The organism is Bradyrhizobium sp. MI1.3 (genome assembly GCF_055811695.1).
On the sequence record NZ_JBVVPQ010000006.1, the window covers coordinates 163435 to 181610 of the forward strand.

Below are 18176 nucleotides of genomic sequence, written 5' to 3' on the forward strand. Positions count from 1 at the left end.
CCTGGGGGGGGGGCGGGGGGGCCGGGGCCCGGGGGGGGGGGGGGGGGGGGCGGGGGGGGGGGGGGGGGGGGGGGGTGGGGGGGGGGCGGCGGCGGGGGGGGGGGGGGGGGGGGGGGGGGGGCCCCCCCCCCCCCCCCCCCGGCCGCGCCGCCAGAGGATGAATGACATGAAAGACCTGACACGCGGCTCCATCGTGGGCCACATCCTGAGCATGGCGCCACCGATCGTGGTCGGCATGATCACGATCATGATCTGCCAGCTCGTCGACCTGTATTTCGTGTCGGGACTGGGCGATGCGGCAATCGCGGGTGTCGCCGCGGCCGGCAATGCCGGCTTTCTCGTCAATGCGCTGATGCAGGTGCTTGGCGTCGGCACCGTGGCGCTGATGGCGCACGCGGTGGGGCGCAAGGATCGCGGCGACGCCAACCTCGTCTTCAACCAGTCGGTCCTCCTGTCGGTGCTGTTCGGGCTCCTGACCTTGGGCGCGGGCTTCGCATTGTCGCGTCCATATATGCGCGCGGTCGCGGCCGATGAGGCCACGGTCGAAGCCGGCGCGATTTATCTGCTCTGGTTCATGCCGGCTTTGGCGCTGCAGTTTGCGTCGCAGGTCATGGCGTCTGCGTTGCGGGCCACGGGAATCGTGCGGCCGAGCATGCTGGTTCAAGCGCTTGCAGTGGCCATCAACATCGCGCTGGCGCCGGTCCTGATCTCGGGTTGGGGCACCGGGCACGCGCTCGGTGTTGCCGGAGCGGGCCTCGCAAGCTCGATTGCCGTCTTCATCGGTGTGCTCATGCTGCTGGTGTATTTCCTGAAACTGGAACGCTATGTCGCCTTTAATCCCGCGCAATGGCGGCCGCAGCTTCGACAGTGGAAGAGGATCCTCAATGTCGGCCTGCCTGCAGGCGGCGAGTTCGCGATGGTCTTCATCATCATGGCCGTGGGCTATTACGTGCTGAGCGTTTTCGGCTCGGCGGCACAGGCCGGATTTGGCATCGGGACGCGTCTCCTCGGCCTGATGCAGATGCCGGCGCTCGCCATCGCTCTTGCGGCGGGGCCGATCGCCGGGCAGAATTTCGGTGCCGGCAATGGAGCGCGCGTGAGGGAGACCTTTGTCAAGGCGGCGCTTGTCGCGACCGCCGTGATGATTGTTTTCTTGATCCCGGCGCAGCTCGTGCCTGGTCTGTTGCTTACCGGCTTCTCGAAGGATCAGGAGACGATGGCGGTTGCGTCGCTTTTTCTGCGCATCGTCTCGCTCAACATGGTGGCGCAGGGGCTGATCTTCACCTGCTCCAGCATGTTTCAGGGGCTCGGCAATACCAAGCCGGTGTTGTTGACCTCGGCAACGCGGGTCCTCACCTATTCCCTGCCGTCGATCTGGCTCTCGACGTGGCCGGGCTTCCGGATGGAGCATGTCTGGTACCTGTCGATCGCGACGACCACGCTGCAGGCTGCCCTGAGCGTGTGGCTGTTGCGCCGCGAGTTCGGAAAGCGCCTTGTGGTGCTCCGGCACGAGGAGCCCCCCGAGCAGGCTGCACCCGAGCCTGTGGCGACTCCTGTACGCGCGCCCGCGTAGCGATCGCTTATCTGCGTGCTTGGCGTCGGGGTTGCCGGCGGCGTGGCGCTCACCGTGAAGAAAATACGGAGTTAGTGCGTGCCAAGACTGTTCCAGACGAGGCCGAGGCCCGACAGGAACAACAGACCGAGCACGACATCGCCGAAATGCTTGTCGCTCAGCGCGTGATAGACGCGCGCGCCGGCCCATGCGCCGATCAGCGTGCCCGGAAAGGCGACCACCGCGAGCCAGACCACCTTGAACGCGACGAGGCCCGAGGCCGTCTGCAACACCAAAGCGGTGGCGAGCACGGTGAAATTGAAGAGCTGGAAGATGCCGCGCCGCTCGTGCTTGTTCCAGCCGCGGATGTTGGCCCACAGGATCGGAAGCGGCCCCGATAATCCGGCGAGACCGCCAAGAATGCCGCCGGCAAACCCGATCGCGCCGTCGACGATGCGACCGCCGAAGGTGATGGCGAGCGGCTTCTTGTTGAGGTACAGCGCGGTCGAGAAGATCAGCAGCAGCACGCCGACGCTCAGCTTGAACACTTTTGGATCGGCGGAGGCGACCAGCATGGTGCCCAGCGGCACGCCGATCAGTCCTCCAATCAGGAACGGCCAGACCAGCGAGAGATCAAAACTCTTCCACATCGACGGCAGCGTCGAGCTCTGCGCGATCACCGAGCAGATCAGCACCAGGGGCACCGCGAGCGAGGGCGGCAGCACGTAGAGCCAGATGCCGAGTGCCATCAGCGCGGTGCCGAATCCGGCGAGGCCCGAGACGAAGCCCCCGGCCAGTGCGCCGAGCAGCAGCAGCGCGTAGGTGAGTATTTCCAACAGATTGTCCCTGTCGCCTGGGCGATCCCGAATTGTTGATCCCCATCGCTCGCATAGCACAGCTGCGGCCGTGCAGGTCAATTTCAAAACCGCACGCAAGCGTGATCCCCAGCGGCGGGCGTTCGCGAAAGACAGGTCTAGATGATGCTCGTACTTCCACCTGGGGGCCCGCTCGACGCCATCATGCGGTCCGATCGGCCAGCATCCCGGCTGAGCATATGGAGAAGGACGATGATCCGCACGAAGATTGCCGTCGCGGCCGCGCTGGTGTCGGCGGCGGCCTTGATGCCGACGATGGCGCAGGCGCAGTTTTCCGAGCCCGCGACCTATCAGGCTGCCCATCCCGACCGCGACGTTCTGAATGGCGGCCAGCTCACACCCGCCGCGCGCGGGGCCCGCGGCGAGTCCGTCGCGCCGAGCGAAGCCTATGCGGCCTATCCGTCCCCCGTCGCACCAGTCGTTCGCTCGCGGCATCGCCGTCAGCATCGATAAGTATTGCTAGACGATCTGTCTGGTGTCGGCGGGGCTGTGCAGCGCGCTCACGAGGATGCGTAGCGCTTCCGTCAATTCCGCCCTGTTGCGCGCCGCGCCAAGCGAGACGCGTGCCGCGTGTGGCGGCGTTCCGTCGACGGTGAAGGCCTCGCCGGCGACGACGGCTAGTCCATTCCGCAGGAGATGCGCCGCGACGTCGGCGCGGCCCTCAGGCAGCCGTAGCCACAGATGGTGAGCGGCGGGTTTGGCCTGGAACTCGAATCCTTTGAGCGCCCGTTGCGCGAGCTGCTGGCGGCCGACCGCCTCGCTCCTGATGGCGGTGATGATGCGGTCGGCGATCCCGGTCTCGATCCAATGCGTCACCAGCGCGACCATCAGCGGTGCCGGCATCTGCACCGTCGCCTGCAAAGAGTTGCGCATCTCCCGCTGCGAGCTGCTGTCGGGCGTCACCAGATAGGCGACCCGTAGCGCGGGCGCGATGCATTTCGACAGCGTGGTCGCGAGATATGTCCGTTCCGGAATGAGATTGGCGATCGGCGATGCCGAGCGATCGAGCAGCCCGTAGGCGTCATCCTCGATCAGAATCGTATCGGCATCGTTGATGATTTTTGCGATGGCGCCGCGGCGCTCGGGAAGAAGCGTCGCGGTGGTCGGATTGTGCAGCGTCGGAATGAGATAGACCGCTTTCGGTCTATGCGTGCGGCAAGCTTCCGCCAGCGCGTCGGGCAGGATGCCGCCGTCATCCATGGCGACGCCGACGAGCTTGACTCCGAGCCGCGCCGCGGCGGCCTTGATGCCGGGGAAGGTGAGGGCCTCCGTCAGCACCACGTCGCCGGGCCGGGCGAGATGGGCGAGCAGGTTGAACAGAATCGTCTGCGCGCCGGGAAAGATCACGAGCCTGTCGGCATGCGCATGCGGCACGCGTGCCCGCATCCACCGCGCCGCGACCTCGCGCTCATGTGCGCTGCCGCCGGGCGGCTGGTAGTTGAGATGCGCCGTCAGACCCGATTGCGCGCGGATGGCGTCCATCCCGGCGATGATGCGCTCGTCGAGCTGCGCTTCGAGAGGCTGCGGCGGCACGTTCATCGAGAGGTCAATCGCGACGGGATGCGGCAGGTCGACCGCGCGGCGCGCGCTGGTCTCCGACACGAACGAGCCCTGGCCGACCCGGGCCTCCATGATGCCGCGGCGCCGCGCCTCGGTGTAGGCGCGCGTCACCGTGGTGAGGTCGACGCCGAGCGCCTTTGCCAGCGCCCGCTGCGTCGGCAATTGTTGGCCGCGCACCAGCCGGCCGGCGGCGATGTCGGCCTCCATGGCCTCGACGATGCGCTGATAGCGCGGCCCGCTCAGCTCCGAGATTGTAGGGGTCCAATCCATGCAATTAAGGCCTATATCCTTTGAATGTATGGATACAAGATATTATTGTATGGATCGTAGAAAAGGAAGAGGTGGGGTCATGGCGACCGGTTCAGTCTCTCTGGCAAAAGCGATGTGGCGCGGATTTCGCGGCAAGTGCCCGAACTGCGGCGAAGGCCATGCGTTCGGCCGTTTCCTGAAGGTGGCGGATACCTGTGACCATTGCGGCGAGGAGCTGTTCCACCAGCGCGCCGACGATTTTCCGGCTTATCTCGTGATGGTCGTCGTCGGCCATCTCGTGGTCCCGGCAATCCTCGCGGTGGAGACCGCCTATGCCCCAGCAGTTTGGCTGCAACTGGCGGTGTGGCTGCCGGTGACCTTGTTCGCTTCGCTCGCGCTGTTGCAGCCGACCAAGGGTGCCATCGTCGGGCTGCAATGGCAGATCGGCATGCACGGTTTTGAGACGGGCAAGCTGCGGCGCGAAGCTGGTCGGCCTGCACCCGCCCTCGTGAAGGTGACCACTCGCGCGGCTTAAGAAGCCATAGCGTTTACATCGCGCGCTCGCCCGCTACACTCCATCGTACAAACAAGAACGATGGAAACGGCGATGGCCGCACGCTCAAAAACCTTCCTGCTCTGTCACGGCGCGTGGTCTGGCGGGTGGGCCTGGAAGAAGATGCATCCGCTGATGGCGCAGGCCGGCCACCGCCTGATTGCGCCGACCTATACCGGGCTCGGCGAGCGCGCGCATCTGGCCAGTGCCGCGATCGATCTCGACACGCATATCCAGGACATTCTCAACGTCATCAGGTTCGAGGATCTCAGCGACATCGTGCTGCTCGGCCACAGCTATGGCGGCATGGTCGCCACCGGCGTCGCCGATCGCGCGCGCGAGCGGGTGACGCAATTGATCTACCTCGACGCCTTCGTGCCGCGTGACGGCCAGTCGCTGTTCGATCTCCATGAGGGCGGGCGCGAGCCGATGCGCAAGGCGGCAAGCTCAGGCGACGGCTACCGCATCCCGCCGAACCCGCCGCCGCCGGACACGCCGCAGGCCGATCTCGACTGGCTCAACGCCCGCCGGATCAACATGCCGATCAAATGTTTCGAGACAAAGCTGAAGCTCGAAGGTAGCGAGCCGGCGATGCCGCGCAGCTACATCTATTGCACGCGCATTCCGCCGGGCGACGTGTTCGGGCAATTCGCGAGGCGCACGAGGAGCGAGGACGGCTGGCGTTTTGTCGAGCTCGACGCCAGCCACGCGCCGAACGTGACAGCGCCGGACGCGCTGATGGGCGTATTGCAAGAGATCGTCGGATAGTGAGCGCCCAAATGGTGAGGGGCTCGATGCGGTCAGCATCGAACCCCTCGTTGCAAGATATCAGCCGGCCTGTAAGCCGGGTTCTGTAAGGCACCGTCCGCTTGCGCGAACGATACGTGACGGCCATTCCTCTGGGACCATGTTTGCACATGGCCTCGAGCAACCTACCCGGACGGCGGGCCTGACATCGCCCCGCGGCGTTATCGCTTTCGCGAACAGCCCGCTACGCCGTCCCTATTCGGTTTTGCTCCCGGTGGGGTTTACCATGCCGGCTCCGTTGCCGCAGCCGCGGTGCGCTCTTACCGCACCTTTTCACCCTTACCTGCCTACGCAGCTTGCGCTGCGAAGGCGGGCGGTTCGTTCTCTGTGGCACTTTCCCTGGGGTCGCCCCCGCCGGACGTTATCCGGCACCGTATGTCAAGGGAGCCCGGACTTTCCTCCCCGGCGGCCTTTCGGCACCTGCCGGAGCGGCCGTCCGGCCGACTGACGGGGCAGGCATGGGGCATTTATGACGGTTCCGTCAAGCTGATATCGCCGCGCATGCGGCCTGCAAATAATTTATCCTGAAGATGTCGTTTGGTGTGTGTCCCGTTCGACTGGATGTCGGCGATCCCGCCGAACAACAGGAGTTAAGCGATGCAATATTTGCTGATGATCTACCAGAACGAAGCCGAGTACGCGAATATGCGTCCGGCGGCCGGCCAGCAGATGACGGCGGAATATCAGACCTTCACGCAAGGCATCATTCAGAGCGGCAATTTCAAGGCGGGCGACCGTTTGCAGCCGACCACGACTGCGACGACGGTCCGCGTGCGCGACGGCAAGACTCTGACGACCGACGGCCCGTTTGCCGAAACGCGCGAGCAGCTCGGCGGCTATTACCTCGTGGAGGCCAAGGATCTCGATACCGCGATCGAGATTGCATCGCGGATTCCGTCGGCGCGTATCGGTTCGATCGAGGTGCGGCCGATCTGGGTCTACGACAAGTGACGGCGCAGCCGCGCATCGGCGCATGACACTGTCCGAGATCGACAAGATTTTCCGCGACGAGGCGGGGCGGGCGCTGGCCACGCTGATCCGCCTCGTCGGCGATTTCGATCTTGCCGAGGACGCGCTCCAGGACGCCTTTGCGGTGGCACTGGAGCGCTGGCCGGCGTGCGAGGTCCCCGACAATGCGCGTGCCTGGCTGGTCAATGTCGCCAGGCACAAGGCGATCGACCGTATCAGGCGCCAGGCCGTCTTCCGCGGCAAGGAGCAGGCGCTCGTGCACGAGCTCGAGCTGAACGCGCAAGCGCCCGCCGAGCCGCCGGCGACGCTCGACGACGATATGCTGCGGCTGATCTTCACCTGCTGCCATCCTGCATTTGCGCCCGAAGTCCAGGTCGCGCTGACGCTGCGCACCGTCTGCGGGCTCTCCACGGCGCAGGTCGCGCGCGCCTTTCTCGTCAGCGAGGAGGCGATGGGGCAGCGTCTGGTCCGCGCCAAGCAGAAGATCAGGCTCGCCGGCATTCCCTATGAGGTCCCCGAGCGCGACACGCTGGTGCCGCGGCTCGACGGTGTGCTTGCCGTGATCTATCTGGTCTTCACCGAAGGCTATGTGGCGACGTCGGGTGCGGATTTGATGCGGCCCGATCTTGCGGCCGAGGCGATCCGGCTTGGCCGCTTGCTCGACCGGCTGTTACCCGATCGCGCCGGGATCAAGGGCCTGCTGGCGCTAATGCTGCTGCACGATGCGCGCCGCGCAGGGCGCCAGACCCCCGCCGGCGACATCGTGCTGCTGGAAGAGCAGGATCGTTCGCGGTGGGACCATGCACAGATCGAGGAGGGTCTGCGCCTGGTCGACGACGCGCTGCGCGTGCCCGGCCGGCCGCAGCCCTACGCAGTACAAGCCGCGATCGCCGCGCTGCATGCGCGTGCGCCGAGCTATGAGCAGACAGACTGGCCGCAGATTGCCGGGCTCTACGAGGTCCTGCTGCGGATCAACCCATCTCCGGTGATCGAGCTTAACCACGCGGCGGCGGTGTCGATGGTCGATGGGCCCGCGCGCGCACTCGATCTCGTGGATGCGACCGCCGCACGCGGCGGGCTTCATGGCTACGAGCTGCTGCCAGCGGTGCGGGCGGATCTATTGCGGCGGCTCGGCCGCAATGAGGAGGCGCGCGAGGCCTATCGCGCGGCGACGGAAGCGACGCAGCTCGAGCCGCTGCGACGACTTTATGCGCGAAGGATGCGGGAGATGGAGTAGTCGCCACATACTCCGTCATTGCGAGGAGCGCTTGCGACGAAGCAATCCAGACTGCTTCCGCGGAGGCAGTCTGGATTGCTTCGCTTCGCTCGCAATGACGGGGTGCGTGGCAGTCGCCGTCACTTCGACGCGACCGTCGTTCCCTCCGCCGGCAAGCTTCCCAACAGTGCCTGCAAGGTCGACAGCGTCGAGTGATCCGCGACCCCATCCAGTCGCGCCGGGCGGAAATGGCGCTGGAACGCGGTGACGACTTCCATGGTCGCGCCGTCGTATTTGCCGGTGAGGGGAACGCCGTAGCCGTATCTGGCGAGCGCCTGCTGCAGGCTCAGCACCTCGTCGCTGATGGTGCCGAGCATCAGGCTCTCGCCGCGTACGACCGGCGCGGGCGTGACCCAGTGGCCGACCCCGGAATTGGCCAGCGAATGCCACGGAAATTTTTCGCCGGGATCTTTCTTGCGCGCAGGCGCCACGTCGGAATGGCCGAGAACCCGGTGCGCGGGCACCTTGCGGCGGAGCATGATGCCGCGGCACAGCGCGATCACGGCGGCGATCTGGCGCAGCGGAAACTCCGGATAGCCCCAATCGTGGCCGCGATTGACGATCTCGATCCCGATCGAGCAGGAATTGATGTCGTCCTCGCCGGACCAGGACGAGACGCCGGCATGCCAGGCACGCCTGGCCTCCGGCACGCATTGCACGATGCGGCCGTCCTCCAGCACGACATAATGTGCCGACACCTCGGTGCCAGCCGAGCAGAGCCGCGCCAGCGCACCTTCGACGTCGGGCATGCCGGTGTAATGCAGCACGATCATGTCGGGCTGCCGGCCCTTGTTGCGGTCGCCGTGGTTCGGTGAGGGGATGATGTCGGAGACGATCGAGGAATCCGGCTCGAACGTCCGCATGTTCGCGGCGGCCTTGGGAACCGGGAGAACGCGTTGACGCTTCGAATCAGATCCAGACGGCGTGGACGAACCGGACGACATAAACAGCTCGAGACAGACAGAGAGTGGGCCAAGCCCTTCTCTTTACTATTCCTTTACCCTCCACCGTGCGCAACCGCGCGACGAGGTTAACGGATGCATTTTGGCGCATGTGTGTGGATGAAGCATCACCGCCGCGTCAGCTTTTCGACTTGTCGCGAGCCGATCAACGCTTTCTTAACGCTAAGGGCCGTTACTGAGAGATGAAGAGCCGACCCGCGTCCGGAGGCGGCCAAAGCGTATTTTGGCTCGAAATCCCATGGCTGCCCGACAAATTCCAAAGGGAATACTGGGTTGGTGGCCCGGGACGATCGGGCACGGTAACCATGCTGGACGGGGATTGGGTCGTGGAACCGCCGCGACGCGGAATTATTCGAGGCGTTATGAGCTTGTTCGTCCCCGATCTCACTTGGGAGTCCGGCGGGGCGATCGGCAGGCTTGGCGCATGAGCTCGGCTCCGCACATCCCCGTTCTTGGCCGTGAGGCCATCGACCACCTCGCCCCACGCGAGGGCGGCCTTTACATCGACGCGACCTTTGGCGCGGGCGGCTACAGCCGCGCGATCCTCGACATGCCGGGAACCCGGGTGATTGCCATTGATCGCGACCGTACTGCGATCGCAGGCGGCGCCGAGCTGGTCGAACGCTCGGCGGGCCGGCTGACGCTGGTTGAAGATCGCTTCTCCAACCTCGCCGAAATCTGCGCGGCTCAAGGCGTCGATGGCATCGACGGCGTCGTGATGGACGTCGGGGTGTCCTCGATGCAGCTCGACCAGGCCGGCCGCGGCTTCTCGTTCCGCCTCGATGGTCCGCTCGACATGCGGATGGGGCAGGCGGGCCCGACTGCGGCCGATGTCGTCGCGCGCGCCTCGGAAGGCGATCTCGCCGACATCATCTATCTCCTCGGCGAAGAGCGGCAGTCGCGCCGGATCGCCCGCGCCGTCGTCGCCGACCGGCAGGAGACGCCGTTCACGACCACACGCGCGCTCGCCGATCTCGTCGGCAGGGTGGTTCGTTCCAAGCCCGGCGATATTCACCCGGCGACGCGGACGTTCCAGGCCCTGCGCATCTTCGTCAATGAAGAACTCGAGGAACTCCAGAACGCGCTCATCGCTGCCGAGCGTGTGCTCAAGCCCGGTGGTCGACTCGTGGTCGTCTCGTTCCATTCGCTGGAAGACCGCATCGTCAAGAATTTCTTCGCCGAGCGCAGCAAGACGGGTGGCGGTTCACGCCATCTTCCGGAAGTGTCGCAGGCGGTGCCGAGCTTCCAGCTCCTGACGCGGCGGCCGGTGATCGCGGGCGAGGACGAAGTCGCGCATAACCCGCGGGCGCGGTCGGCAAAGCTGCGCGCCGCCGAGCGCACCTCGGCGCCTGCGCAGGACGATCGCGAGCAATCGTCCTGGCCAAAACTCTCCGACGTCATGAGAGGTGGCTAGCGCATGCGCTTCATCCACCTGCTCGTCATTGGCGCGCTGATCTTCGCGGCGGCCTATGTCTATAGGATCAAGATGGACTCCACGGCGCGCACCGAAAAGGTGCTGCGGCTGCATGCGGAGATCCGCGAGCAGCGCGATGCGATCGCGGCGCTGCGCTCCGAATGGGCGAAGCTCGATGCGCCGCTGCGCCTGCAGGGCCTGTCCGACCGGCATCTGCAGCTCAAGCCGGTCAACGGCACGCAATATGATTCACTGAAGAACTTGCCCGAGCGTCCGCCGCGGATGTTCAGGCCGGGCGAGCCGGATCCGATCGGCGCCATGCTCAATACCATCGAAGCCGCGAGCGATCCCGATAACGTGACGGGCTCCGTGCCTCAGCCCGAGGACAAGCCATGAGTGCTGTGACCCCGGCCAAACCTGTAGGAAAGCCGACCGAGCCCTGGCGGCAACGGCTGATCCGCAGTCTGCTGTACGGGCGCAACGTCGATCGCGCCGCCAAGGCGCGGGCGCGCGTCGGCCTGGCGATGCTCGCCTTCGGCGCGGTCTACGCCCTGATCGGCGGCCGGCTCGTGATGTTCGCGATCGGCGCCGACGCCCACGGCGCGCGCCGCGCCGCGGCACAGGAGGTGGTCGCGACCGCGCGGCCCGACATCGTCGATCGCAACGGCGCGATCCTCGCGACCGACGTCAAGGCGTCGAGCCTGTTCGGCGAGCCGCGCCGCATCATCGACAAGGACGAGGCGATCGAGCTGCTGACCGCCACCGTGCCCGACCTCGATGAGGCCGAGGTGCGCGAGCGCCTGAAGACGCGCAAGGGCTTCGTCTGGCTCAAGCGCGAGATTACGGCGAAGCAGCAGCAGGATATCCACAAGCTCGGCATTCCCGGCATCGGCTTCCTGCGCGAGAACAAGCGCGTCTATCCTACCGGCAACGAGGTCGCCCACCTCATCGGTCTCGTCAACATCGACAACCAGGGCATCGCCGGCATGGAGAAGTGGCTCGACAATCAGGGGCTCGCCGATCTCCACCGCGCGGGCTTTGCCACCGACCGGCTGCAAAAGCCGATCGAGCTCTCGGTCGATCTGCGCGTCGAGCACGCACTGCGTGACGAGCTCCTGAAGGCCAAGGAGAAATACCACGCCAAGGCCGCCTCCGGCATCGTCTCCAACGTCAAGACCGGAGAGATCGTGGCGATGGTCTCCCTGCCGGACTTCGATCCCAACAATCCGAAGGAAGCGCACGACCCCGACCGCATCAATCGCCTGACCACCGGCGTCTACGAGATGGGCTCGACCTTCAAGGCGTTTACGCTGGCGATGGCGCTCGATTCCGGCAAGATTAATTTGAACTCGATGTGGGATGCACGGGGGAACCTGCACTACGGCAAGTTCACCATCCATGACAGCCATTCGCTCGGACGTTTCATCAACACCAAGGAAGTGTTCTATTACTCCTCCAACATCGGCGCCGCGCGGATCGCGCTCGGCCAGGGAGTCGAGGCGCACAAGGCGTTCCTGGCCAAGATGGGCCAGTTGACGCGGCTGCGCACCGAGCTGCCCGAGAGCGCGGCGCCGCTGGTGCCGCGCCGCTGGAGCGAGCTGAACACGGTCACCATCGCGTTCGGCCAAGGCCTGTCGGTGGCGCCGCTCCAGGCGGTGATGGGCATCAACGCGCTGATGAACGGTGGCTACTTGATTCCCCCGACATTCATGAAGCGAAGCGAAGCTGAAGCGGCGGCGATGGCCAAGCGCGTGATCAAGCAAGAGACCAGCGACAAGATGCGGTATCTGATGCGGCTCAATGCGGAGGTCGGGTCGGCGCGACAAGCGGACGTCAAGGGCTATTATGTTGGCGGCAAGACCGGCACGTCCGAGAAAGTCATCAATGGCCGCTACGCCAAGAAGCGGGTGCTCAACTCCTTCACGGCGATCATGCCCTCCGACAATCCAAAGTATCAGATCCTGGTGATGCTGGACGAGCCACAGGCCCTGCCCGAAACCCATGGTTTCATCACCTCGGGCTGGAACGCGGTGCCGACCGGCGGCAAGGTGATCGAGCGGATCGCGCCGCTTCTGGGTGTCGAGCCGCGGTTTGACCTGCCGCCGTCCGACCGCCTTATTCTTGCAGCATCCAGGACAACCCAGTAATCAACCGGGTGGGCCGTTGCCGCTGCTGAGTCGGGATTTCCCTGGAGATTCGGCGATCCGGTCCGACATGTCGACTGGAAGACCATGAAGCTGCGCGACCTCCTAGGCAATGACGCCGCAATCGAGCCCGCCGTCGCGGCCCTCGATGTGACCGGCGTTGCCCTCGACAGCCGCGCGGTCAGGCGGGGCGATCTCTTCTTCGCACTTGCGGGCAGCAAGACCGACGGTGCGCGCTTCGTCGATGCCGCGATTGCCGCAGGCGCGGTGGCGGTTGTCGGCGACCATGTGCCTGATGGCTGCAAGGTGCCGTTCATCACGGTGGCCAATCCGCGCCGCGCGCTGGCGCTGGCCGCGGCAAGATTTTTTCCCGCGCAGCCCGCGACAATTGCGGCGGTGACCGGTACCAGCGGCAAGACCTCGGTGGCCGCATTCACCCGGCAGATCTGGGAGCGGCTCGGGCACGCCTCCGCCAGCATCGGAACCATCGGCCTCGTTTCGCCGAAGCGCACCGTCTACGGCTCGCTGACGACGCCCGACCCGATCGCGCTGCACCGGCAGTTGGACGAGATCGCGCGCGAGGGCGTCACGCATCTCGCGTTCGAGGCCTCTTCGCACGGGCTCGACCAATATCGCCTTGACGGCGTGCGCGTGTCCGCCGGCGGCTTCACAAATCTCTCTCGCGACCACATGGATTACCATCCGACCGTCGCGCATTATCTCGCGGCCAAGCTCAGGCTGTTCCGCGAACTTGTCCCGCCGGGGGGCGCGGCCGTGATCTCGGCCGATCATGATTGCTCGGCGGAGGCAATCGACGCCGCAAAGTCGCGCGGCTTGCGCGTGATGGCGGTCGGTCGCAAGGGCGACGGGGCAGGCGAGGGCATTCGTCTCGCCGGTGCGGAGGTCGAAGGGTTTTCGCAAGTGCTCGCGCTCGAACATCGCGGCAAGCAATATGCGATCCGGCTGCCGCTGGTCGGCGAATTCCAGATCGAGAATGCGCTGGTGTCGGCCGGTCTCGCCATCGGCACCGGCAGCGACGCCGCAAATGTGTTTGCGAGCCTCGAAGGTCTCGAAGGCGCCAAGGGGCGGCTCGAGCGCGTCGGCGAGCGCAACGGCGCGCCGATCTTCGTCGACTACGCGCACAAGCCCGATGCGCTGGCGAAGGCGCTGCAGGCGCTGCGTCCCTACGCGAAGCGCAGGTTGGTCGTCGTGTTCGGTGCCGGCGGCGACCGCGATGCCGGCAAGCGTCCGATCATGGGCGAAATCGCAGCCGGCAACGCCGACGGCATCATCATCACCGACGACAATCCGCGCAGCGAGGAGCCGGAATCGATCCGCGCCGAAATCCTCGCCGCCGCCAAGGGCGCTCGCGAAATCGGCGACCGGGCCGCGGCGATCCGTACCGCGATCGAGGAATTGGAAGATGGCGATGCGCTGCTCATCGCCGGCAAGGGCCACGAGACCGGGCAGATCGTCGGCGGAGAGGTTTTGCCCTTCAGTGATCACGAGGCGGTCGCCGCCGCACTAGCGTCGAGGATTGCATGAGCGCGCCCATATGGACGGTGGCCGAAGTGGCGCGTGCGCTAGGCGCCGCCGGATCGTTCCCGGACACGCCGATCGACTTCATCACCCAGGACAGCCGGCTGGTGAAACCGGGCAGCCTGTTCGTCGCGCTGAGCGGCACGCCGAGCGGCGGGTTCATCTCGGCCTTCGCCAGCGCGCGTGACGGCTGGGAGTTCGCGGACAAGGCGGAAGCCTCAGGCGCGGTCGCGATGATCGTGCCGCACGAGATCGCGGGCATCCGCATTCCCCAGATCGTCGTCAAGGACACGCTGATCGACGGTCTCTGGGGTCTAGCGCGCGCGGCACGCGCGCGCTTCAACGGGCCGGTGATCGGGCTCACCGGCAGCGCGGGCAAGACCAGCACCAAGGAATTCCTCGCGGCCTACCCCAATGCCTATGCCAGCCCGTCGAGCTTCAACAATTTCTGGGGCGTGCCGCTGACGCTGTGCAATGCGCGGCCCGATGCCAGTCTCTGGGTCGTCGAGATGGGCATGAACCAGGCCGGCGAGATCGCGCGGCTCAGCGAACTGACGCGTCCGACGGTCGCGCTCGTCGTCAACGTCCAGCCGGTGCATCTGGAGAAGCTCGGCTCGCTCGAAGCCATCCGCCGCGAGAAGGTGTCGATTGCACTCGGCCTGCCCGCGGAAGGCGTGCTGGTGCTGCCCGCCGGGATCAAGGCGCCGGACTGGAAGGGCAAGGTCATACGCTTCGGCGAGAAAGCCGAGGTGCACGAGGTCGCGCACGCGCCGCATGGCGACAGCTGGCAGGTCGTGGCCGCGCTGGGCAAGAAAGAGATCGCGTTCAGCCTGACGCCGGGCGCGCCGCACCGAGTCCAGAATGCGCTCGCCGCGCTCGCTTCGATCCGTGCGGCCAACCTCGATGCGGCGACGCTTGCGATCAAGCTCGACCGGGTCGGCATCATGACCGGCCGTGGCGTCGAGCAGGCAGTCGGTGGCGTCACCGTGATCGACGACAGCTTCAACGGCAATCCGGCCAGCGTGGCTGCCGCGCTGCAAAGCTTGCAGGCGCGCAACACGACCGGCGGCCGCCGCATTGCCGTGCTCGGCGACATGCTGGAGCTGGGCGACGGTGCGCCGGCCTACCACACCGACCTCGCCAGGCATCTCGACGGCATCGACGGCGTCTATTGCGTGGGGCCGCTGATGCGTCACCTGTTCGAGGTGCTTCCAGCCGGCAAGGGCCTCGGCTGGCATGACGACCCCGTCACGCTGAAGCCGGGCGAGGTCGCAAATCTGCTGAGGGCAGGCGATGTCGTGGTTGTCAAGGGCAGCAAGAAGATGTTCTGGGTCAACAAGTTTGTGCCGGGCCTAGTGGCCGCCTTGCAGGCAAGGGCGTAAACTGCTTGGAAGGCGCTGTTTCGGAATCCCACCCTTTCCGGCGCGAAGCCGTTCGTTTTCTTTAGAGGTCGCCCGACCCCATGATGAAGACCAGCGAATGCGCGTGAGGCAGGTTGACAAGGCCAAGATCAAGGCGCGTGCAAAGGCGCCATAGGACCGTCTGAATGTTTTACTGGCTGATCGAGCTCTCCAATACATTTCCGGGCTTCGGTGCCGTTCGCACCTTCCTGAACGTCTTCCGCTACATCACCTTCCGCACCGGCGGCGCCGTCGTCACCGGCGCGCTGTTCGTGTTCCTGTTCGGCCCCTGGATCATCGACCATCTGCGCATCCGGCAAGGCAAGGGGCAGCCGATCCGGGCCGATGGTCCGCAATCGCATCTCGCCAAAAAAGGCACGCCCACCATGGGTGGGCTGATGATCCTGTCCGGCCTCACGGTCGGCACGGTGCTGTGGGCCAATCCGCTCAACCCTTACGTCTGGATCGTACTGGCGGTGACGCTCGGTTTCGGCTTCGTCGGCTTCTATGACGATTATCTCAAGGTGACCAAGCAGACCACGACCGGCTTCGGCAGCAAGCTTCGCCTGCTGATCGAGGCGGCGATCGCGCTGGTTGCCTGCTACGCGCTGGTACGGCTGAACCGCGATCCCGCGTCGACCGCGCTGACGATTCCGTTCCTGAAGGACACCGTGCTGCATTTCGGCTGGTTCTTCGTCGTGTTCGGTGCCTTCGTCATCGTCGGCGCCGGCAACGCGGTGAACCTGACCGACGGTCTCGACGGCCTTGCCATTGTGCCCGTGATGATCGCGACGGCGAGCTTTGCGATGATCGCCTATCTCGCCGGCAACGCGGTGTTCGCCGACTATCTCCAGATCAAATATGTCGCGGGCACCGGCGAGCTCGCCGTGCTCTGCGGCGCGCTGCTGGGCGCGGGCCTCGGCTTCCTCTGGTTCAACGCGCCGCCGGCCTCGATCTTCATGGGCGATACCGGCTCGCTCGCGCTCGGCGGCATGCTCGGTGCGATCGCGGTCGCGGTGAAGCACGAGATCGTGCTCGCGGTGATCGGCGGCCTGTTCGTGCTGGAGGCGGTCTCCGTCATCGTGCAGGTGGTGTCGTTCAAGATGACGGGAAAACGCATCTTCCGGATGGCGCCGATCCATCACCATTTCGAGCAGCTCGGCTGGACCGAGCCGCAGATCGTGATCCGGTTCTGGATCATCTCGGTGATGCTGGCGCTCGCCGGCTTGTCGACGCTGAAGCTGCGGTGATGATGGTCGCCGTGTTTCAATTTTGCTGTCATTCCGGGGCTCGCGAAGCGAGAACCCGGAATCTCGAGATTCCGGGTTCGACGCTAACGCGTCGCCCCGGAATGACAGGGGCCCAATCATGATCCCCGTCACGTCCTTTGCCGGCAAGACGGTCGCGGTGTTCGGCCTCGGCGGCTCGGGGCTCGCGTCCTGCCACGCGTTGAAGGCGGGAGGCGCCGAGGTGATCGCCGCCGACGACAGCGCCGAGAACGTCGCCAAGGCCGCGCAAGCGGGCTTCATCACGGCTGATCTGCGCAACGTCTCCTGGGCGAATTTCGCCGCACTTGTGCTCGCGCCCGGCGTGCCGCTGACCCACCCGGTGCCGCATTGGAGCGTGCTGAAGGCGCGCGAGGCCGCTATCGAGGTGATCGGCGACATCGAGTTGTTCTGCCGCGAGCGGCGCCGCCACGCGCCGGATGCGCCGTTCGTCGCCATCACCGGCACCAATGGTAAATCGACCACGACGGCTTTGATCGCGCACCTGACCAAAGTGGCCGGCTATGACACCCAGATGGGCGGCAATATCGGCACCGCGATCCTGTCGCTGGAGCCGCCGGGCATGGGCCGCGTCCACGTCATCGAGATGTCGTCCTACCAGATCGACCTCACGCCCTCGCTCGATCCCTCCGTCGGCATTCTGCTCAATGTCAGCGAGGACCACATCGATCGCCACGGCACCATCGCGCATTACGCTGCGGTGAAGGAACGCCTCGTTGCCGGTGTGCAGGCCGGCGGCACCGCGATCGTCGGCGTCGACGACGGTTTTTGCCGCGATATCGCCGACCGGCTCGATCGCACCGGCAAGAACGTCGTGCGTATCTCGGTCAGGAATCCGCTGGCCAGCGGCATCCATGTCGAGCATGGCAATATCGTGCGGACCTCCGGTGGTGCCCGCAGCGAAGTCGCCAAGCTCGGCGGCATCGGTTCTCTGCGCGGTCTGCACAATGCTCAGAACGCGGCGTGTGCGGCCGCCGCCGCGCTCGCGATGGGCATCAGCCTCGATGTCTTGCAGAACGGCCTGCGCAGCTTTCCGGGCCTTGCACATCGCATGGAGCAGGTCGGCCGCCGCGGCAACGTGCTGTTCGTCAACGACTCCAAGGGCACCAATGCAGACGCCACCGCGCACGCGCTGTCGTCCTTTTCGGACATCTTCTGGATCGCGGGCGGCAAGCCGAAGGCCGGCGGAATCACTGGCCTCACCGGCTACTTCCCGCGCATCCGAAAAGCCTATCTGATCGGCGAGGCCGCGCAGGAATTTTCCGGCACGCTCGGCACGCAGGTGCCGCACGAGATCAGCCAGACGCTCGACGTCGCCGTCGAGCAAGCCGCACGCGACGCGGAGGCGTCAGGCATCACCGACTCGGTCGTTCTGCTGTCGCCCGCCTGCGCCTCCTTCGACCAGTACCGCAATTTCGAGATCCGCGGCACCAGGTTCCGCGATCTGGCGCAGGCGCTGCCGGGTGTGAAGCCGGTGGTGTGAGGCGCGCTGCTGGTTCTTGCTCCGCTGTCGTCGTCCGGCTTGACCGGGCGACCCAGTATTCCAGAGGCGGCGCTTGAGCCGAGGGGCTGCGGCGTACTGGATGCCCC

General features: G+C 65.8%; 16 protein-coding genes and 1 other RNA gene. 13 read left to right on the forward strand and 4 right to left on the reverse strand.

The annotated features are described in order from the left end of the window. Positions 1 to 166: 166 nt before the first annotated feature. Positions 167 to 1573 (forward strand): MATE family efflux transporter, encoded by a 1407-nt coding sequence (locus AC0L3A_RS06350; RefSeq protein ID WP_007600829.1) that lies wholly within the window; start codon positions 167 to 169, stop codon positions 1571 to 1573. 71 nt (positions 1574 to 1644) lie between these two features. On the opposite strand, the gene AC0L3A_RS06355 is transcribed toward AC0L3A_RS06350, so the two are convergent. Next, positions 1645 to 2388 (reverse strand): sulfite exporter TauE/SafE family protein, encoded by a 744-nt coding sequence (locus AC0L3A_RS06355; RefSeq protein WP_473253838.1) that lies wholly within the window; start codon positions 2386 to 2388, stop codon positions 1645 to 1647. A gap of 231 nt (positions 2389 to 2619) precedes the next feature. Between AC0L3A_RS06355 and AC0L3A_RS06360 the strand changes: the two genes are divergently transcribed. Further along, the gene (locus tag AC0L3A_RS06360; protein ID WP_473253839.1) at positions 2620 to 2880 is read left to right on the forward strand and encodes a hypothetical protein; all 261 of its coding nucleotides are present in this window, start codon (positions 2620 to 2622) and stop codon (positions 2878 to 2880) included. A 6-nt stretch (positions 2881 to 2886) separates the two neighbouring features. On the opposite strand, the gene AC0L3A_RS06365 is transcribed toward AC0L3A_RS06360, so the two are convergent. Next, positions 2887 to 4257 carry an aminotransferase-like domain-containing protein gene (locus AC0L3A_RS06365; protein ID WP_007600832.1) on the reverse strand — a complete coding sequence of 457 codons (1371 nt, stop codon included), beginning with the start codon at positions 4255 to 4257 and terminating at the stop codon, positions 2887 to 2889. 49 nt (positions 4258 to 4306) lie between these two features. On the opposite strand from AC0L3A_RS06365, the gene AC0L3A_RS06370 reads away from it, so the two are divergent. Further along, on the forward strand, positions 4307 to 4771 hold the full coding sequence (locus tag AC0L3A_RS06370; protein ID WP_083869967.1) for a DUF983 domain-containing protein: 465 nt from the start codon (positions 4307 to 4309) through the stop codon (positions 4769 to 4771). A 72-nt stretch (positions 4772 to 4843) separates the two neighbouring features. Beyond that, positions 4844 to 5557, forward strand: a complete 714-nt coding sequence (locus AC0L3A_RS06375; RefSeq protein WP_007600834.1) for an alpha/beta fold hydrolase — start codon at positions 4844 to 4846, stop codon at positions 5555 to 5557. Between the two features lie 56 nt (positions 5558 to 5613). On the opposite strand, the gene rnpB is transcribed toward AC0L3A_RS06375, so the two are convergent. Beyond that, positions 5614 to 6044: RNase P RNA component class A (gene rnpB / locus AC0L3A_RS06380), an RNA gene on the reverse strand. Positions 6045 to 6193: 149 nt separating this feature from the next. Between rnpB and AC0L3A_RS06385 the strand changes: the two genes are divergently transcribed. Both AC0L3A_RS06385 and AC0L3A_RS06390 read left to right on the forward strand, forming a co-directional pair. Further along, the gene (locus AC0L3A_RS06385; protein WP_007600836.1) at positions 6194 to 6547 is read left to right on the forward strand and encodes a YciI family protein; all 354 of its coding nucleotides are present in this window, start codon (positions 6194 to 6196) and stop codon (positions 6545 to 6547) included. Positions 6548 to 6569: 22 nt separating this feature from the next. Continuing rightward, entirely contained in the window at positions 6570 to 7802 is a 1233-nt protein-coding gene (locus tag AC0L3A_RS06390) for an RNA polymerase sigma factor (RefSeq protein ID WP_007600838.1), read from the forward strand. A 119-nt stretch (positions 7803 to 7921) separates the two neighbouring features. On the opposite strand, the gene AC0L3A_RS06395 is transcribed toward AC0L3A_RS06390, so the two are convergent. Continuing rightward, a complete protein-coding gene (locus tag AC0L3A_RS06395) occupies positions 7922 to 8704 on the reverse strand; it encodes an N-acetylmuramoyl-L-alanine amidase (protein ID WP_007600840.1) in 783 nt (260 codons plus the stop codon). Positions 8705 to 9227: 523 nt separating this feature from the next. Here AC0L3A_RS06395 and rsmH point away from each other — a divergent pair. The 7 genes from rsmH to murD all read left to right on the forward strand — a co-directional run bounded on the left by rsmH (position 9228) and on the right by murD (position 18069). After that, entirely contained in the window at positions 9228 to 10217 is a 990-nt protein-coding gene (gene rsmH, locus AC0L3A_RS06400; RefSeq protein ID WP_007600841.1) for a 16S rRNA (cytosine(1402)-N(4))-methyltransferase RsmH, read from the forward strand. A 3-nt stretch (positions 10218 to 10220) separates the two neighbouring features. Next, entirely contained in the window at positions 10221 to 10613 is a 393-nt protein-coding gene (gene ftsL, locus AC0L3A_RS06405; RefSeq protein WP_007600843.1) for a cell division protein FtsL, read from the forward strand. Continuing rightward, positions 10610 to 12364, forward strand: coding sequence for a peptidoglycan D,D-transpeptidase FtsI family protein (locus AC0L3A_RS06410; RefSeq protein ID WP_219683421.1), 1755 nt, complete (start codon positions 10610 to 10612; stop codon positions 12362 to 12364). The genes ftsL and AC0L3A_RS06410 overlap by 4 nt, the downstream gene beginning before the upstream one ends. An 84-nt stretch (positions 12365 to 12448) precedes the next feature. Further along, positions 12449 to 13906: a UDP-N-acetylmuramoyl-L-alanyl-D-glutamate--2,6-diaminopimelate ligase gene (locus AC0L3A_RS06415; protein WP_473253840.1), complete on the forward strand. Its 1458-nt coding sequence runs from the start codon at positions 12449 to 12451 to the stop codon at positions 13904 to 13906. Beyond that, positions 13903 to 15282, forward strand: coding sequence for a UDP-N-acetylmuramoyl-tripeptide--D-alanyl-D-alanine ligase (locus AC0L3A_RS06420; protein ID WP_473253841.1), 1380 nt, complete (start codon positions 13903 to 13905; stop codon positions 15280 to 15282). The genes AC0L3A_RS06415 and AC0L3A_RS06420 overlap by 4 nt, the downstream gene beginning before the upstream one ends. Positions 15283 to 15446: 164 nt before the next feature. Continuing rightward, positions 15447 to 16550 carry a phospho-N-acetylmuramoyl-pentapeptide-transferase gene (gene mraY, locus AC0L3A_RS06425; RefSeq protein ID WP_007600847.1) on the forward strand — a complete coding sequence of 368 codons (1104 nt, stop codon included), beginning with the start codon at positions 15447 to 15449 and terminating at the stop codon, positions 16548 to 16550. A 118-nt stretch (positions 16551 to 16668) separates the two neighbouring features. After that, on the forward strand, positions 16669 to 18069 hold the full coding sequence (gene murD, locus AC0L3A_RS06430; RefSeq protein ID WP_473253842.1) for a UDP-N-acetylmuramoyl-L-alanine--D-glutamate ligase: 1401 nt from the start codon (positions 16669 to 16671) through the stop codon (positions 18067 to 18069). The last annotated feature ends 107 nt before the right edge of the window (positions 18070 to 18176 follow it).

What these genes read in the sequence shown, in the direction of transcription:
- AC0L3A_RS06350 (WP_007600829.1), top strand. Translation starts at nt 167, where the DNA reads ATGAAAGACCTGACACGCGGCTCCATCGTGGGCCACATCCTGAGCATG.
- AC0L3A_RS06360 (WP_473253839.1), top strand. Translation starts at nt 2,620, where the DNA reads ATGATCCGCACGAAGATTGCCGTCGCGGCCGCGCTGGTGTCGGCGGCG.
- AC0L3A_RS06365 (WP_007600832.1), bottom strand. Translation starts at nt 4,257, where the DNA reads ATGGATTGGACCCCTACAATCTCGGAGCTGAGCGGGCCGCGCTATCAG.
- AC0L3A_RS06370 (WP_083869967.1), top strand. Translation starts at nt 4,307, where the DNA reads ATGGATCGTAGAAAAGGAAGAGGTGGGGTCATGGCGACCGGTTCAGTC.
- AC0L3A_RS06375 (WP_007600834.1), top strand. Translation starts at nt 4,844, where the DNA reads ATGGCCGCACGCTCAAAAACCTTCCTGCTCTGTCACGGCGCGTGGTCT.
- AC0L3A_RS06385 (WP_007600836.1), top strand. Translation starts at nt 6,194, where the DNA reads ATGCAATATTTGCTGATGATCTACCAGAACGAAGCCGAGTACGCGAAT.
- AC0L3A_RS06390 (WP_007600838.1), top strand. Translation starts at nt 6,570, where the DNA reads ATGACACTGTCCGAGATCGACAAGATTTTCCGCGACGAGGCGGGGCGG.
- AC0L3A_RS06395 (WP_007600840.1), bottom strand. Translation starts at nt 8,704, where the DNA reads ATGCGGACGTTCGAGCCGGATTCCTCGATCGTCTCCGACATCATCCCC.
- rsmH (WP_007600841.1), top strand. Translation starts at nt 9,228, where the DNA reads ATGAGCTCGGCTCCGCACATCCCCGTTCTTGGCCGTGAGGCCATCGAC.
- ftsL (WP_007600843.1), top strand. Translation starts at nt 10,221, where the DNA reads ATGCGCTTCATCCACCTGCTCGTCATTGGCGCGCTGATCTTCGCGGCG.
- AC0L3A_RS06410 (WP_219683421.1), top strand. Translation starts at nt 10,610, where the DNA reads ATGAGTGCTGTGACCCCGGCCAAACCTGTAGGAAAGCCGACCGAGCCC.
- AC0L3A_RS06415 (WP_473253840.1), top strand. Translation starts at nt 12,449, where the DNA reads ATGAAGCTGCGCGACCTCCTAGGCAATGACGCCGCAATCGAGCCCGCC.
- AC0L3A_RS06420 (WP_473253841.1), top strand. Translation starts at nt 13,903, where the DNA reads ATGAGCGCGCCCATATGGACGGTGGCCGAAGTGGCGCGTGCGCTAGGC.
- mraY (WP_007600847.1), top strand. Translation starts at nt 15,447, where the DNA reads ATGTTTTACTGGCTGATCGAGCTCTCCAATACATTTCCGGGCTTCGGT.
- murD (WP_473253842.1), top strand. Translation starts at nt 16,669, where the DNA reads ATGATCCCCGTCACGTCCTTTGCCGGCAAGACGGTCGCGGTGTTCGGC.